Source organism: Pseudomonas sp. CCI4.2, from assembly GCF_034350045.1.
GTDB lineage: Bacteria > Pseudomonadota > Gammaproteobacteria > Pseudomonadales > Pseudomonadaceae > Aquipseudomonas.
Genome location: NZ_CP133781.1, coordinates 3,634,240 through 3,649,183, shown reverse-complemented (window position 1 = coordinate 3,649,183; position 14,944 = coordinate 3,634,240). Strand labels below are relative to the sequence as shown.

General features: G+C 55.4%; 15 protein-coding genes. 12 read left to right on the top strand and 3 right to left on the bottom strand.

Annotated elements, in window-relative coordinates; genetic code table 11:
* The first annotated feature begins 102 nt into the window (after positions 1-102).
* From RHM65_RS16580 to RHM65_RS16565, 4 genes are read left to right on the top strand one after another with little or no spacing between them, the layout of a single operon-like run.
* The gene (locus RHM65_RS16580) at positions 103-1,200 is read left to right on the top strand and encodes a hypothetical protein (RefSeq protein WP_322164888.1); all 1,098 of its coding nucleotides are present in this window, start codon (positions 103-105) and stop codon (positions 1,198-1,200) included.
* Positions 1,201-1,237: 37 nt separating this feature from the next.
* Positions 1,238-2,509, top strand: coding sequence for a biotin carboxylase (locus RHM65_RS16575; protein WP_322183817.1), 1,272 nt, complete (start codon positions 1,238-1,240; stop codon positions 2,507-2,509).
* 14 nt (positions 2,510-2,523) lie between these two features.
* Positions 2,524-2,994 (top strand): RidA family protein, encoded by a 471-nt coding sequence (locus RHM65_RS16570; protein ID WP_322164890.1) that lies wholly within the window; start codon positions 2,524-2,526, stop codon positions 2,992-2,994.
* A gap of 41 nt (positions 2,995-3,035) precedes the next feature.
* Positions 3,036-3,221 carry a hypothetical protein gene (locus RHM65_RS16565; RefSeq protein WP_322164891.1) on the top strand — a complete coding sequence of 62 codons (186 nt, stop codon included), beginning with the start codon at positions 3,036-3,038 and terminating at the stop codon, positions 3,219-3,221.
* Between the two features lie 1,703 nt (positions 3,222-4,924).
* Here the strand turns inward: RHM65_RS16565 and RHM65_RS25415 are convergent.
* A complete protein-coding gene (locus tag RHM65_RS25415) occupies positions 4,925-5,176 on the bottom strand; it encodes a DUF4124 domain-containing protein (protein WP_369124680.1) in 252 nt (83 codons plus the stop codon).
* 219 nt (positions 5,177-5,395) lie between these two features.
* Between RHM65_RS25415 and RHM65_RS16560 the strand changes: the two genes are divergently transcribed.
* The 3 genes from RHM65_RS16560 to RHM65_RS16550 all read left to right on the top strand — a co-directional run bounded on the left by RHM65_RS16560 (position 5,396) and on the right by RHM65_RS16550 (position 7,014).
* Complete coding sequence (locus RHM65_RS16560) at positions 5,396-6,055, top strand: aspartate/glutamate racemase family protein (RefSeq protein ID WP_322164893.1); 660 nt, start codon at positions 5,396-5,398, stop codon at positions 6,053-6,055.
* Entirely contained in the window at positions 6,052-6,750 is a 699-nt protein-coding gene (locus RHM65_RS16555) for a tRNA (adenine(22)-N(1))-methyltransferase (RefSeq protein ID WP_322164894.1), read from the top strand. Before RHM65_RS16560 ends, RHM65_RS16555 begins: the two co-directional genes overlap by 4 nt.
* 102 nt (positions 6,751-6,852) lie before the next feature.
* A complete protein-coding gene (locus RHM65_RS16550; RefSeq protein ID WP_322164895.1) occupies positions 6,853-7,014 on the top strand; it encodes a DUF2986 domain-containing protein in 162 nt (53 codons plus the stop codon).
* Between the two features lie 36 nt (positions 7,015-7,050).
* On the opposite strand, the gene RHM65_RS16545 is transcribed toward RHM65_RS16550, so the two are convergent.
* On the bottom strand, positions 7,051-7,959 hold the full coding sequence (locus tag RHM65_RS16545; RefSeq protein ID WP_322164896.1) for a LysR family transcriptional regulator: 909 nt from the start codon (positions 7,957-7,959) through the stop codon (positions 7,051-7,053).
* A 108-nt stretch (positions 7,960-8,067) separates the two neighbouring features.
* Between RHM65_RS16545 and RHM65_RS16540 the strand changes: the two genes are divergently transcribed.
* The 5 genes from RHM65_RS16540 (at position 8,068) to RHM65_RS16520 (ending at position 13,933) form a co-directional block, all read left to right on the top strand.
* Positions 8,068-9,309 (top strand): D-amino acid dehydrogenase, encoded by a 1,242-nt coding sequence (locus RHM65_RS16540; RefSeq protein ID WP_322164897.1) that lies wholly within the window; start codon positions 8,068-8,070, stop codon positions 9,307-9,309.
* A 27-nt stretch (positions 9,310-9,336) separates the two neighbouring features.
* Positions 9,337-9,687, top strand: a complete 351-nt coding sequence (locus RHM65_RS16535; protein ID WP_322164898.1) for a RidA family protein — start codon at positions 9,337-9,339, stop codon at positions 9,685-9,687.
* Positions 9,688-9,694: 7 nt separating this feature from the next.
* Complete coding sequence (locus RHM65_RS16530; RefSeq protein ID WP_322164899.1) at positions 9,695-10,999, top strand: MFS transporter; 1,305 nt, start codon at positions 9,695-9,697, stop codon at positions 10,997-10,999.
* The gene (locus RHM65_RS16525; protein WP_322183815.1) at positions 10,992-12,446 is read left to right on the top strand and encodes a D-aminoacylase; all 1,455 of its coding nucleotides are present in this window, start codon (positions 10,992-10,994) and stop codon (positions 12,444-12,446) included. The genes RHM65_RS16530 and RHM65_RS16525 overlap by 8 nt, the downstream gene beginning before the upstream one ends.
* Before the next feature lie 107 nt (positions 12,447-12,553).
* Positions 12,554-13,933, top strand: a complete 1,380-nt coding sequence (locus tag RHM65_RS16520) for an OprD family outer membrane porin (protein ID WP_322164901.1) — start codon at positions 12,554-12,556, stop codon at positions 13,931-13,933.
* 124 nt (positions 13,934-14,057) lie between these two features.
* Here the strand turns inward: RHM65_RS16520 and RHM65_RS16515 are convergent, their stop codons facing one another.
* A complete protein-coding gene (locus tag RHM65_RS16515) occupies positions 14,058-14,921 on the bottom strand; it encodes an MBL fold metallo-hydrolase (protein ID WP_322164902.1) in 864 nt (287 codons plus the stop codon).
* Positions 14,922-14,944: the final 23 nt, after the last annotated feature.

The following is a 14,944-nucleotide window of genomic DNA, read 5'->3' as shown; positions in this document are numbered from 1 at the left end:
GCCTATCTACTATGCATGAGCATCCTATTTTCGCCAAGACTGCATCGCCAGTCACATGTCGCTCGCCTTTAGGGTGTGCTACGTAATCAGAAGAGAGCCACTATGAGCCTTGACCTTTCTGCCACCCAGGCCGCAAAACCTGCTGTTAATGTCCGCCTGTTCTTGATCCGGATCATCACGGCCGTGTCGTTGTTCGCCGTGCTGGGTAAAGCCAACGTTTGGCTGGACACCGCCACCAACAGCATTCTGGCACTGGGCTACCGGGCACTGTTATTACTATTGCCGCTGACCCTGCTGTTTTTCGGCCGCAAGGCACTCAGTGCAAGCTTATTGTGCGCGGCAGCGGGCTTGGCATTGCTGGCGCTGAGTAAGCAGGCCACCTTGGGCATGCTTGCCGCGATGCTCTTCGCTTATGGCATCGCCATTGCTGGTTACCTCATTAAAAGCGAGGCCGCACAAACCAAGGAAGGCGCCGCGTACAACCGTGTCGCGATGAACACGGGAAGCCTGATCGCGGGACTTATCCTGCTGACACCCGAGTTGACGCCGACTGTCTTTTTCACGGGCGCCGCATTGTTCGTATTGCTCTGCCTGCCCATTGCCATGGGCGTTAAGCACGAGGCATTACCTTCCATACCCAAATCGTCAGCCTCTGCGCAGTGGCGTAATCAGCTGCCATGGGTGATTGCCGGTACCATCATGGGTATCAAGCTATTCGGGGTTTTTTCGATTCTGCCTCAGGCCATCCTGCTTGAGTCGGGCGCATTGCCCTACTGGTACGGGGGAATGTTGATCCTCAACAGCGCAGTGGTGGTTTTCATGCAAGTGCCCATCATGCGTCTGATCGAAAAAACCGGAAGCCTCAAGATATTTACCGTAATCGGCATCATTGCCGCGGGGTTCGTGGTACTGGCAATACCCGCAGCTTTCCATGTGCAAACCCTTGTAGGGGCTCTGGTATGGGTAGCGTTGCTGTCCTTGGCTGAGTGTGCATTCAGCTACCTGGACTATTTCTCAGTCAAGCAAAACGGCATGTTCGCTAAGGAAGTCGCCCTAGGCGTCGGCGCTGGACTGACCGTGCTAGTGATGCGTGTAGTGCCTCCGTCCTACAACGCTCTGTTTCTAGGCTGTCTGGGCATCGTTGGAATAGTGACTTGGTACCTGATGAACCGCAAACACTCGGCAGCCATGGCTCAATAGGCCAGCGTCCATTCTTGCTGCGAGGCACGGAGCACTCATGAACAAACTCAAAAGCATCATCGTGGTGGGCTACAACGGCAGCCGAGTCATGGACATTGCAAAACTGCGCAGCATTGCCTCAGCGCGCTATGACGCCCAGTTGATCCTGCTGGTTGAAACCCTGAGCCACCGCGATCATCTGGTGGCTGACCAAGTTGTGCAGATATCATTCGCGCCCTCGGAGCTGGATAGCGCCGTTAAGCAAATGCAGGAACATCTGTCCGATGGCCCTCAGATCATCGGCGTATTGCCGTTCTCTGACCGAGGCGTCTTGCTGGGTGCGGCGCTTGCAACCCTCTTTAGCCTCCCCGGCATCACACCGGCTGAAGCGCGGGCCGGGCTCGACAAGCAGGTTCTCAGAAGTCTCGAAATTAGCCATGCTGAGGCACCTGCTACCTATGATTCGGTGCTTTCCTATCCCGTAGATAACCTAGAAAATCTGATTCAGCGCGTAAAAGGGATGGGCGGGCGCGCTTTTATAAAACCGACTTGCGAAGGCGCAAGCCGCGGTTGCCAGGTGATCGAAAGGGTAGAGCGGTGCGCTAGCGCCTGGAACGCTCTTGAGCCCTATCACGCCAGTGGGATTATCGTAGAAACTTTAGTAACCGATGCTCGCGAGTACAGCTGGGACTATGTTGCGGGACGCAGCTGGATCACCGAAAAAACCACCACTGAAGGCGCGTATCGGGCAGAGATTCAACAGATAGTACCGGCCCCCCTTGCGCGCAGTGATGCCCAGCGTGTCGAGGTGGCAGGCGAGCATATCCGTTGCATAGTCGCTCCATGCAACGGTGCCTACCACAACGAGATTTTCTTCAAAGACGACCGTCGTACTAGTGCAGTGGAAACAAATATGCGACCTGCTGGAATGCATATCTGGGATCTGGCACGACATGCCTTCACTGACTTTGACCCTTGGCAGACCTGGGTCCGATGGGCAGTGGAAGGCTATCGGGATCATCGACCACTGATTGCCCGGGGCTACTGCGGAATAAGGCTGCTCAGCGCGACCGAAGATGGTGTGCTGATTTCCTTGCCGAACATCGCCCACTTGGCACATGCGTTGGATATCGAAATTATAGATTCGGCCTACACCAAAGAGCCGGGTGACAGCGTTTCTACCGTGGTGGTCGACAACATGGGCTTCATCGGCCATGTCATCGTGTTTGATACCGACGCCAAGCGCTTGCAGACGCAGCTTCTGCAATTGGCGGAAAGCGTCCAGGCCAACATAAGTATTGGCCAGCAGTTTCTTGCGAGGGAGGCTTGATGAAGGAGATAAACATGTCCCGTGAACAACGATTTGCAGCAGCTCTTAAGCAACTGGGCTGTTCATTTAACTCCGGTCTGAAATTGGGCGGGGACTATGCCCCGGCCGTACAACACGGGAGTCACCTCTACATCAGTGGGCAGGTGCCTCGTGTAGACGAACAGGTGGTTTATCCTGGCCGAGTGGGCGCGCAGGTCAGCCTTGCTGAAGCGCAGCACGCCGCCCAAATCAGCGCGCTGCGCTGCCTTGCGCTGATACGGCAAAAAATCGGGTCGCTGGACGGCATCGAGGCCATATTGCGAATGACCGTTTTCGTCAATTCAGCCGACGGCTTCACCCAACAGAGTGAGGTAGCTAACGGCGCATCACACATCTTACACAGCGTACTGGGAGAGGCTGGTCTTCATACCCGCACTTCGGTGGGCGTTTATCAGCTGCCTAAGAACGCGCCCGTCGAAATAGACCTGATTGCGGCGGTGGTTTAACGCACGATCATTATTTTTCGGTATGACTCAAGAGGAACTCTGTGATCGCTATTCAAGGCGCGTTTTTCAACTACCAGCATTTTCGCGAAAGCCTCAAACAGAGCCCAACCCCTGCACGGGTATGGAATGCCACAGCCATGGGCCAGACACGTGATCAATTGATGGAGACTGTGGTGTCGACATCGTGGCGCTTGCTTCCGAGCAAAGGTTGGATGGCTGTGAACTGATCCCGGCCATGGTGGTTTCAATGCAATGGCTCAAGCCCGGCGACACCGTCAAAGGTCACAGTCACTCTTGGTGGCACTGTTCATCATTCAGAAAGGCTGCGGTCAGGTCGTGATCGGTGATCGGTGATTAGCAGGCGGTCCAGATCAATCCTGGCAACTCAGGCTGGATGGACCTAGGGGTGGAGGGTTCGGAGCATGTCCCTGGCACAACGTCCGCCCGCGACGTCTTCGCGGCGACCCATAAGGCCGCTACAGCGTAGGTCCGCGGGTCTGCGGACGGATACGGCTTTCGGAACGTATTCTTTCAAACTCATCATCTAAGGTCGGACAAATGTCTAAAATCTCTTGGCGCCAAGTCTTACCCTTGGCTCTCGCCGCTTTCTTCGTGGTGGGTTTGCTTAGCAACATCTTCGCCCTGGGATCTATCTACGAGGAATACCTTAAATGGGGGTACTCTGCTGGTTCCATTATGTGACCGGATCCCTGGAACTCGCTGCTGCTATTTTGCTTTTCCGGGCCCCGAGTCGCCTGTTAGGCTCGGCTCTGGGCTGCACTGTCATGTTTGCCGCCCTCGCGACCGTCATCATCCACGGCGAATAGGGGCACGCTATGCCACCGCTCGTTGTGGCGACATGGTCATGTGTGATCGGCTGGATAAATTGGCGCAAACGGATGGCGTTAGCCGAACCGAGTTGACGCCGGGATCGAACTTTCACGCACTGTCGCCAGCCTTCAAATCAAGTCTTCAACGGCTGTTGTCGGGTAACTTGGTGGGCATTCCGACCGCCAGGTTTTGGCCGATTTGTGCCCGTTACCGCCAGCATCGCTAAGTGACTCCCAGCCGGTAATGGCCGGTAAGGCGCATGTCTTTCTCTTATGCGTATATGCGTACTCGCCACATAGGTGGTGACCATGGTTTTGCTGTGACTAGCTCAAGCCTAGTCTCGATGCTTGAGGCCGATCAAAGCGTGACAGTTTCGGGATTCGATACTTCCCTGCTTATAGGGCCAGCACGCACGCTCTTTCATACTGGGCGATTGCCTGACGATGGTTAGCTTTACTTTCTTTGAGAACTCTTTCCGTGGGAAAGCATCATCGCCAACGCGAAGGGTAACTACGTTGTCAGCACCTTTGGAAATGAAGTTCTGATCGTTAAAGACGGTTTGCCGAGTCGTGTTGGCTGGCAGAAGTATGTTCGATGATGCTTGAGGCCGCGAGGAGTCGAGATCTTGCCGCGGCGGTATCTCACTTGCGCTAATCAGCCCCTCTTTTCCCCCGGTTGAACTCATCGACCTTTTGTATGCTGAGTTGATGCTAGGGGCTCGGCTTATAAACTGCAGTGCAGCTATCGTGGCTATGCTTCCAATCGCCAGACTGAGGACTATGTAGAAAACGCTACTTTTGTGACGTCTTCCGATGACTCGTTCGGGAGCATCGCTGATATCAGCTTTCATCCATTCTCCGGCTTGCCCTTGAGGAGCAAAAGCGTCCCTCTCCTACGGACTCAGCCCGCACAGTGGCAGGCTAAAGGATACAGCGGATTTATTGACCGGAGATGAAGCATATCAGAGCGATGCGAAATGACCGCTCCTGGCCGATCTCTGCCCGTCACCACCGTCATCTTCGGGTCGATTTCAACCACCACCAACCCACAATCGCCCAAAAGCCCACCACCCCCTAATACCCGCCTACCACAAACCTCTCTACCGTTTCCGCTCCAACACCTCATTCAATTTCTCGTCATTCTCCATCAATACTTCCACCTCTTTAATCCGCTTAGCGTAGTCAGCCGCTGCGGCTTGGAGGACGGCTTCTTGCCGTTGAGACGTATATGACGTTGATGCATTGAGCGAGTCAACGCTACACGGTGTCTGCTGAAAAATGCTTTTGCCGTCTGGATTCGTGCATTTATAGACAGCACCGGCGCTCGCAGTGCTTGCACCTGCCAAGAGCATTGCACACACGATGATTGGGGAAAGGAGGTTAGTTTTACTCACGCTGTACCTGTCGGTGGCTTAGGGCGTTTCAAAAATATCGCCGTGAACTCCATCCGCAGTGTAATCCAAGCCGGCGGGTTGAATGGTCTCCGATACCCTGTGGGGTCCAGGAAACTGTTAGGGTGAAATGCGACCTGACAACAGCATTCATAAAACCTGAGAGAAAGAGATTGAGTGATGCGTATCACCTGCCTACACACGGCTGAGAGCAACATAGCGGTCTTTGACTTGGCCGCAAAGGAGCTGGGTATCGGGCCCGATGTTTTGCGGCATGAAGTTCGAGCGGACCTCTTGGCTGCGGCCGAGCGTGCCGGTGGACTGACGGCTGACCTATCGAATGCAACGCAACTAGTGCTGTTTTCACTCGCTCAGCACGCTGACGCCGTTGTGCTTACCTGTTCGACCTTGGGCCCCGCTATCGAAGGCATTGTAAATGCTCAGTCGCCGATTTTGAGAGTCGATGAAGCGCTGGCCTCGGCTGCCGTTCATGCCGGTTCTGCGGGTGGCAAAATCGTAGTCTTGTGCGCGGTCGAAACCACACTCGACCCCACCTCTCGTCTGTTCCTTCATGCTGCGCAGGGATCAAACGCATTGGTCGAGGTGCAGCTTGTTTCCGGCGCTTGGGCATTGTTCAAGTCTGGCGACCTTGGGGGATACTTAGCGGCCATTGCGAAAGCGGCAGACGCTGCCTATATCGACGGCGCGTCAGTAGTTGCACTGGCACAAGCATCAATGAGTGGGGCCGCTTCGCTTGTGACCGCTGGCCCACCCCCACTCACCAGCGCAACGGCAGGTTTGAGGGCCGCACTGGAAGTCGAAAAAAAGGACCGCAGTTGAACGAACACACTTTGTCCATGCGCCTGGAGCGTGTGGCGGCGAATGTGCCAGCGGGTGCACGGCTGGCGGATATTGGCTCGGATCACGGCTATTTGCCGGTGGCGTTAATGCGCCGTGGCGCGATCTCGACGGCGGTGGCCGGTGAGGTGGCGTTGACGCCGTTCCGCTCGGCCGAACGCACGGTGCGCGAGAGTGATCTGGAGCAGCGGATCACCGTGCGGTTGGCCAGTGGCCTGGAGGCGATTGAGCCGGAAGACGGGATCACGGCGATCAGTATGTGCGGCATGGGCGGCGAGACGATTCGCGACATTCTTGACAGCGGCAAGGCGCGCTTGAGCGGCCAAGAGCGGCTGATTCTGCAGCCCAACGGCGGTGAGCAGCCTTTGCGCCAATGGCTGATGGACAATGGCTACCAAATTCTCTGCGAGGAAGTGCTGCGGGAAAACCGCTTCGACTATGAAATTATCGTGGCTGAACGCGCCGGTCCGGTGATGTATACCGCCGAGGAGTTGTACTTCGGCCCGCTGCAGATGCAGACGCGTAGCCCGGCGTTTTTGCTCAAGTGGCAGCGCATACTGCGTCAGAAGCAGAAGACCTTGATCCACTTTGCCAAGGCGCGGCAGGCTTTGTCCGAAGACAAGGTGCAGGACGTCGCCCAACAGGCCCGGTGGATAACCGAACTGCTGGCTTGTTGAACGGTGCCGAGCGGCTATCCGAGCGCGCGTCGGAGCCTGACAAGCATCGGGGCAATAGTTAAGCTGATACCCTTCAAGCACTTACACGCTGAGCAGAACACTATGAATCGTCAAAAAAAACTACAGCAGTTATTCAAGGCCAAAGCTAAAAAGGCCAGTTCCAAATTGGCACCGTCAAATCGGTCTACCTACGTCAGTAAAGCTGACCGATTGAAATTGGCGGCTGAATCCAGTCTTGAGCCAATCATTGCCGCTGAGAGCTGATCTGTCTCTCTAGCACTAACGGCATTTATCGTGGGCTCATTGTTTTATCGTCGCCAATAGTTGGAGCACCTGTTGTTTCAACAGGGTGTTCAAACTCTCGAGGATATGGGGATTTGGCTCATTGGCCCTGGTCATCATGTACAAGGTTACTGGCAAGGGCGGTACCAGCTTGCGAATGGTTTTACGCTCTGGAGAGCCTTCCAACGCGGTAAATGGGTCGACGATTGCCAATCCCGCGCCAGACTCTACCAACGCACGCGCCAGGGAGTAGGTCTGAACCCTGATGGCGGTGCGCGGGGGTGGGTTGATGCCGGCGAGGTACAGGTCCAACTGGGCGAACAACGGGTCTGTGTGCGACAGCCCGATCAGGGGGGCATCGGCCAGCGCGTCAATCATCAATGGACGGTCGATTTCAGGCGATGGCCAGTAGTCCTTTGGGGCTAAAACCACCAAAAAGCTCTGGGCCACGGGGCGAACTTCGAGCCCTGGATGTTCCGGGTGCTGGAATGTCAGCGCAACATCGATCTCGCGCATGAATAAATTTTGCACCAGCTCATGGCTGTGCAGGCTGGCCAGTTCACACGACGTATCAGGAAAACGACGACACCACTCCCCTATCAGTGCGGGCAGCAGTGAAGAGGCCAAGGTCGGTGTCGCACCGATGCGCAATGTCTGCCCAGGCTCGCGACGCAAGCTCTCGGCCAATCGCCTCACGCCGTCAAGACTGACCGTGACCTTGCTTACCTCACGCTCCAGCGCCAAGGCTTCGGGGGTGATGACCAGTTTGCCTTTGATCCGCTGGAACAGCGCAAACCCCAACTGTGCTTCGGCGTGCTGAAGCACTTTGGTGACCGAAGGCTGGCTGACATGCAACAGCTGTGCAGCGCCACTGATGGAGCCGGCCTGGCGAATGGCTTGGAAAATTTCAATGTGTCTAAGTCGCATAACCAGCCCATAACCTTTGTCTATACCCGACCGATCTTTATTCATTATCGCTGCGCTGTCATCCCCATTACTTTAACGACAGTTTCAACACATCAGGATCGTTAAAAAATGGCTCGACGTGTAAGCATCATCGGCGCTGGAGTAATCGGTCTGACAACAGCCTACGCCCTTGTGCGCGAAGGATTTGAGGTAGACCTGATTGATGCCCATGCGGAGCTGGCCAGTCAGGCCAGTTTTGCCAACGGCGGACAATTGTCCTACCGCTACGTGTCGCCGCTTGCCGATGCCGGTGTTCCGGTTCAAGCGTTGGCATGGATGTTACGGGGCGACTCCCCGCTTAAGCTCCGGCCAACATTGGATATTCGCCAATGGCGTTGGATTAGCGCCTTCCTCTGGGCTTGCCGGGGTTCGGTTAACCGGCGCAATGCTGAAAAGCTTTTACGCTTGGCAATGCACAGCCGCGACACCCTCGAAAAGTGGCGCGAAAGCGACAGGTTGGACGATTTCGGCTGGCGGCGTAACGGCAAACTGGTCACCTTCCGCTCCGCCTCAAGCTTCAATCGAAGTCGGAGTTACCTTTGCGACCCGAAAACGCAACAGGTCCTCGGCGCCACAGAACTGGTGACTGTCGAGCCAACGTTGGCGGGGTCCTCGTTTGTGGGCGCCATCTTCACCCCGGACGAAGAAGTCGGCGATTGCCACCGTTTTTGTCTTTCTTTGGCTTCCAGGCTACGTGCATCCGGACGCTGCAATTTCATGCTCGGCCGCCCGGTCACCCGAATTAACCAGTCCAATGGCGTCGTGCAGTCCGTGGAGCTGGGCGGCGACGTTTATGCGGTCGATCATCTGGTGCTTTGCGCAGGCTACCGGAGCGTGTCATTGACACTTCCCGGCCTGCACCTGCCGATCTACCCGCTGAAGGGCTACAGCCTGACCGTGCCGATTGAAGCCGGTCATCTCCCCCCAGACATCAGCATCACCGACTACGACCGCAAGGTGGTGTATGCACGCCTGGGCGAGCAACTGCGAATAGCCGCCATGGTCGACATCGTGGGCTTTGATACGTCAATCGACCAGCGTCGCATCACTTCAATGCGTGAAGCCGCGCAAGCGCTGTTCCCCAACGGTGGCGATTATCAAAACGCCGTCGAGTGGGCAGGCATGAGGCCGGCAACTCCCACCGGCGTTCCAATCATTGGCGCGACGCCTTACCAAAACTTATGGATTAACGGCGGGCACGGCGCGCTGGGGTTTACCTTGGCGTGCGCCAGCGCCGACCTGCTGTCCCAAGAGATCGCCGGCCGAATTCCGACGATAAACCTACAGGGGTTCGCTCCTCGAGCAGCCTGAACTGACGCTATTTTTTAAGGAACACTTATGACTATCGAGCGCTTGCACACCAATGAACGACTGAGCGCAGCCGTCCTGTTTGACTCGCTGATTTTCCTCTCAGGCCAAGTGCCGGGGGACGCAACCGACATCGAATCCCAAACCCGACAAGTGCTGGAAAAAATCGACGCATTGCTACTCGAAACCGGCGCACATAAAGACTCGATACTGAGCGCCACTCTCTACCTCAAAAACATAGAACGTGATTTCGACGCCATGAACCGCGTGTGGTCAGCTTGGCTTTCGCCTGGAAAAGCACCCGCGCGCACGGCATTGCAGGCCGAGTTGGCACGTCCGACGGTGCTCGTCGAAATTACCGTGATCGCCGTTAGACCTTGAGTCTGTAATGGGCTCTGCCCATCGTTTTTTAGATTACTGCCTCTCAACAATAACGTTTAAAAAGAGAGAACCGTCAATGACAAGCGTCGCGCAAACACGAAGTAGAGCCCAGAAGACAATCTGTCTATCCGCACTGTTTCTGGCGTGGGCAGTGGGTTATGCGGACCGGATCGTGATGAGTACGGCGATCATCCCCATCGGCAAGGAGTTCGCTCTCGATGCACAGCAGGCAGGGATGGTGTTGAGCGCCTTTTATGTCAGCTACGCAATCATGCAGCTGTTGGGTGGTTTGATGTCCGACCGCTATGGGTCGCGAGTTGTGGTGGTGGCGTGTGTCGTCGCCTGGTCTATTTTCACGGCACTGACCAGCGTCGCGTGGTCGTTCACCTCCCTGTTGGTCATCCGTTTTCTGTTTGGCGTGGGCGAAGGCTGTTTCTCGCCCGCAAGCTCGGTGACAGTGGCCGAAGTGTTCCCCAAGCAAGAGCGCGCCCGAGCCAAGGCGTTCCTGATTTCCACGGTTTTCCTGGGCAACGCTGTCGGTTCAGGCTTGGTGGCGTTGACTGTGGTGTATCTCGGCTGGCGCGGCGCTTTTCACATTCTGGCGGTGGTTGGACTGTTGGTTTCAGCGGTCCTTTGGTATGCGCTTAGAAGCGGTATAGCCCAACAAAGAGTTCGCACAGAGCCGCGTGAGAGTAATCAGTTAGGCGCGCTGATTCGAGACCCCGCAGCCCTGAAACTCACGGCTATTTGGTTCTGCTCCAGCATCTTGTACATCGGGATGATCTCTTGGATGCCGTCCTACCTGATGAAGCACTATCAGGTTGATCTGCTGCACATCGGTTTGGCCTCGGCGATTCCCTACCTCATCGCGTTTCTGGGCACTAACGGGGTGGGCTGGCTGTTGGACAAGGTCGGTCAGGACCGCGAAAAGCATTTCTTGATGGGCGGTTCCCTAGGCTGCGCCGCGTTCCTGTCATTGATGATTACCACCACCTCAATCACCTTGCTGGTGGTGTATTGGACCTTGTGTCTGTTGTCCTTCAATTTCATTTACGCCACGGTTTTTTCAGTTCCGCTCAAACGCTTTCGGTCAAATCTGATCGGCAGTGCAACGGGACTGATGAACTTCGGCGGACAAATAGCCGGGGCTGTGGCACCCGTCGTCATGGGCTCTTTGATTGTCGCGTTCGGCGGCTCTTACCTTTCAGCGTTCTGGTTTCTCGTCGGCGCTGCACTGGCGGCATTCCTCCTGTCATTAACCTGGCGAAACCCTGTTCCACCCCTCCAACAACAAGGACCAGCACATGCATAACCACTTGGCGTTCGACATCATCATTGAAGGGGGCACGGTCATAGACGGCAGTAAGGCCCCGCGTTTCATGGCCGATGTGGGCATCCGCGAAGGGAAAATCGGTGCGATTGGCGATTTATCCGCTTGCGATGCCGCTCAACGTATCAACGCCCACGGCAAGGTCGTGGCGCCGGGATTCATCGACTCCCACACCCACGACGACCAAGCTGTGCTGTCCAAACCGGACATGACCTTCAAGATTTCACAGGGTGTCACCACGGTAGTCACGGGAAACTGCGGCATCAGCATTGCGCCATTACGCCCCGACAGCGACCTACCCTCCCCGCTTAATCTGCTGGAGGACACGCAGAACCCGCGTTTCTCCACCTTCAAAGACTATTTGGATGCGTTGCGCCAGTCGCCGTCGGCGGTCAATGTCGCGGCGATGGTGGGCCATTCGACACTGCGCGTAATGACCATGAGTTCATTAGAGCGAGCAGCAGACCCTGCTGAAATTATCGCCATGTCGCGGTTGCTCGACGAGGCACTGGCCGCCGGTGCTATCGGTATTTCCACCGGCACCTATTACCCACCCGCCGCCCACGCCCCGACTCAAGAAATCATTGATGTCTGTCAGCCACTCAAAGGCAGCGGCGCCTTGTACGTCACCCACATGCGTGACGAGGCGGACAACACCTTGACCTCGCTTGAAGAAACTTTCTTTATCGGTAGAGAGCTGAACAGTCCGGTGGTCATATCGCACCACAAACTCATGCGCCCACAGAACTTCGGCAAGTCGGCCATCACCTTGCCGATCATTCAAAAAGCCATGAAATGCCAATGTATTTCGCTGGACTGTTACCCCTATAACGCCAGCTCAACCATGCTGCATACCGATCCCAATCGCTTACAAGGCCGCATATTGATTTCATCCAGCGAGCCCCATCCCGAACAAGCCGGACGCGACCTGGATGACATCGCGGCCGAATGGGCCATCGACAAGGTAGACGCCGCAAGACGTTTACAACCGGCCAGTGCGATTTATTTCGGTATGGACGAAGCCGACGTGCAAAACATCTTGGCGTTCGACGAAACCATGATTGGCTCTGACGGTATCCCCTCGGGTGAAAAGCCTCATCCCCGCCTTTGGGGCACGTTCCCTAGAGTCCTAGGCCATTACAGCCGAGACCTGAAGCTGTTTCCCCTGGAGACCGCCGTATGGAAGATGACCGGGCTGACGGCGCGCAACTTCAACCTCCCCCAACGAGGGACGCTGGTGATCGGCAACTACGCCGACATCGTGATTTTCGATCCGTTGACGGTACGCGACGCGGCCGACTACGAGAACTCGACCGCCCCCGCCAAAGGCATAGAAGTGGTCATTGTGAACGGTGAAGTTAGTTGGCTTCACGGCACGCATTTGGGCACCCGAGCCGGCCAAGTCATAACCCGCGCAATGAACGGATAAAGGACCGGTTTACCCCCTTACTTTAGCAACATCCTTTTAACAACTATCAAGGTCCCGAACCGGAACTTGAGGCATTCGTTCGTTCGAAAACGAAGCTGGAGCTTTCTATGAAATTAATATTAACCACGGCATTGGCGTTGGCCAGTATCGGTTTACCCTACGCAGTCCGGGCTGACGACAGCACATTCACGTTGCTGCCTGTGAAACCTAAAATCACCAGCACCCAGTCTAACGCCGGGGGATTTATCGAGGGACAAAGCCTGAGCGGCTTTACCCGTAATTGGTATTCTAGCGAACGTGCAACGAGTGGCCCGCTGTGGAGTTACTACAAAGACGATGGACGTAAAGTTGCGACTTCAAACCGAACCAACTGGGTGCAGGCAACCGTCATTGACTACACGTCGGGCTTTACTAAAGGTGCCCTCGGTTTGGGTATCGAAATCGCCGCCTATGACACCGTCGCCCTAGAGCAAGGTAAGGCCGCCGTTGCCGGTCCCAACAACCGGACGCTGACTGACAGCCGAGGCAACGTAGAGGCGCAATGGAGCAAGTTGGGTTTGGCAAATCTTAAAGCCAGGATCTCGGATACCACGATCACCGCTGGACGCCAGGCATTCAATACCCCAGTGCTGGCGGTGTATAACAACCGCGCCCTGCCCTCAAGTTTCGAGGGTGTCGGACTTGTCAGTGAAGAACTCAGCACCCTCAGTTTCAAAGCGGGAGCGTTTGACCGTGTGTCCCCTCGTACCGAACAAAGCGAGACGCACTTTCAAGCGAAGTATGCGTCCAAGGCGTTCGAGTCCGATAATGTAAGCCTTGGCGGCGTCGACTTTCAGCCAATGAAAGGCGTAAAAACCTCGGCCTATGTGTCCTCAGTAAAAGATTTCTGGACCCAGTACTACCTGGGTTCCGTCATCGATTGGGGTAACCCAAACGAACTTGCCTTTAATACAGCCTTTAACTACTACAACACTCAGGACACTGGCAGTCGGAAACTGGGTGAAATAGATAACCAGGCCTACAGCCTGGCGCTCACCGCCACTTACAACATCCATGCGGTGGCAATCGCCTGGCAACAGGTAAACGGCAATGAATACTTTGATTACCTTAATGAGTCGGGCGCCAACTACTTGGCCAACGCCCTGTATTCAGACTTCAACGGCCCCAATGAGAAATCCTTTCGCGTGGGCTACAACGTCGATATGGCGGGCTACGGTGTTCCGGGTCTGAAGCTCAACACCTACACCGCACGAGGCTGGGGCATCGACGGCAGCCACTATCAAGGCACGGCGTATAACGTGCGCAACCTGCAAGACGCCAGTCATAACGAATATGGTCTAGGGGTCTCTTATGTCGTGCAAAGCGGCGCGCTGAGGAAAACTTCTCTCAGGGCGACCTATACCCTTCACCGCGCCAGTGTCGGCCAGATTGATGGAAACGTTGACGAGCTAAGAGTCGTTAGCACTGTGCCGTTCAATGTGTTCTGAGAAAGGTTAAACCGTCGAAAGGCTTGGCGAGAGCATGGGTAAGCAGGACAGTTCGACTGTCCTGCTGGCTATAACCGGCGGCATTAGGATGGCGAAAAAATCACCTACGCCGGTGTCGACTGCATTAGATAAATTCCCAGCTGTAACGCCCCTCAGCCTCAGTAACACGTCCCACTGAGGACTCGTTGAAGTGGCTGGTGAACACCGTTGTACGGTCTATGCACGCCTGATCCAGCAACCGTTTACGCGATTGACGCGCGACCAACTGCTCCCCGCAAAACATCGAATTCCAATCAGGAAATGCCACTTGCAAGGGGCTGTGCATAACGTCTCCACAGAACAAGGCGATCTCATTGCCTGATTCGATGCTGATGCTCATGTGCCCAGCGCTATGCCCCGGCGTGGGATGAAATTTAATCCCGGGCAAGTATTCTCCACCCTGATCATCGATCACCTCTAACTGACCTGCATCACGCACCGGGCGAACACTGTCCTCAAAAATCATCATGCGAGATGCAGCCGCCGGCGACTCGTAAAATTCCATTTCCGCGTTGGAGCACACGTAAGTCGCATTAACGAACGTAGGCACCCAGAGGTCACCGCTTCGAACGGTATTCCAGCCAACATGATCAACGTGCAAATGCGTGTGCAGGACATAATCAATCTCGGACGGACGAACACCTGCCAAGGTCAGGTTTTCCATCCATGGGCTGTTTAAGTGATGAAACAGGTTGCTGAAGGGGCGTTCTTTGCCATTGCCCGTAGCGGTATCGATCAACAGTCGGTAGTGCGGCGTTTCCACCAGCCAACTGTGAACGCTCATTTCAACCGCACTGTATTGTGTCACCTCAGCGACACCGGTTAACGACTTTAACAACGCCGCAGTGGCATCTGGATAAAGTTGACGGGCCGTTAGCGTGCGAATTATTTGTTCGGTGATTTTCGTTATTCGAAGATCACCAACGCGATAAACATTAGTATTTTTCATGGCACCTTCCTGTTCATAGCAAC

What these genes read in the sequence shown, in the direction of transcription:
- RHM65_RS16580 (WP_322164888.1), top strand. Translation starts at nt 103, where the DNA reads ATGAGCCTTGACCTTTCTGCCACCCAGGCCGCAAAACCTGCTGTTAAT.
- RHM65_RS16575 (WP_322183817.1), top strand. Translation starts at nt 1,238, where the DNA reads ATGAACAAACTCAAAAGCATCATCGTGGTGGGCTACAACGGCAGCCGA.
- RHM65_RS16570 (WP_322164890.1), top strand. Translation starts at nt 2,524, where the DNA reads ATGTCCCGTGAACAACGATTTGCAGCAGCTCTTAAGCAACTGGGCTGT.
- RHM65_RS25415 (WP_369124680.1), bottom strand. Translation starts at nt 5,176, where the DNA reads ATGCTCTTGGCAGGTGCAAGCACTGCGAGCGCCGGTGCTGTCTATAAA.
- RHM65_RS16560 (WP_322164893.1), top strand. Translation starts at nt 5,396, where the DNA reads ATGCGTATCACCTGCCTACACACGGCTGAGAGCAACATAGCGGTCTTT.
- RHM65_RS16550 (WP_322164895.1), top strand. Translation starts at nt 6,853, where the DNA reads ATGAATCGTCAAAAAAAACTACAGCAGTTATTCAAGGCCAAAGCTAAA.
- RHM65_RS16545 (WP_322164896.1), bottom strand. Translation starts at nt 7,959, where the DNA reads ATGCGACTTAGACACATTGAAATTTTCCAAGCCATTCGCCAGGCCGGC.
- RHM65_RS16540 (WP_322164897.1), top strand. Translation starts at nt 8,068, where the DNA reads ATGGCTCGACGTGTAAGCATCATCGGCGCTGGAGTAATCGGTCTGACA.
- RHM65_RS16535 (WP_322164898.1), top strand. Translation starts at nt 9,337, where the DNA reads ATGACTATCGAGCGCTTGCACACCAATGAACGACTGAGCGCAGCCGTC.
- RHM65_RS16530 (WP_322164899.1), top strand. Translation starts at nt 9,695, where the DNA reads ATGGGCTCTGCCCATCGTTTTTTAGATTACTGCCTCTCAACAATAACG.
- RHM65_RS16525 (WP_322183815.1), top strand. Translation starts at nt 10,992, where the DNA reads ATGCATAACCACTTGGCGTTCGACATCATCATTGAAGGGGGCACGGTC.
- RHM65_RS16520 (WP_322164901.1), top strand. Translation starts at nt 12,554, where the DNA reads ATGAAATTAATATTAACCACGGCATTGGCGTTGGCCAGTATCGGTTTA.
- RHM65_RS16515 (WP_322164902.1), bottom strand. Translation starts at nt 14,921, where the DNA reads ATGAAAAATACTAATGTTTATCGCGTTGGTGATCTTCGAATAACGAAA.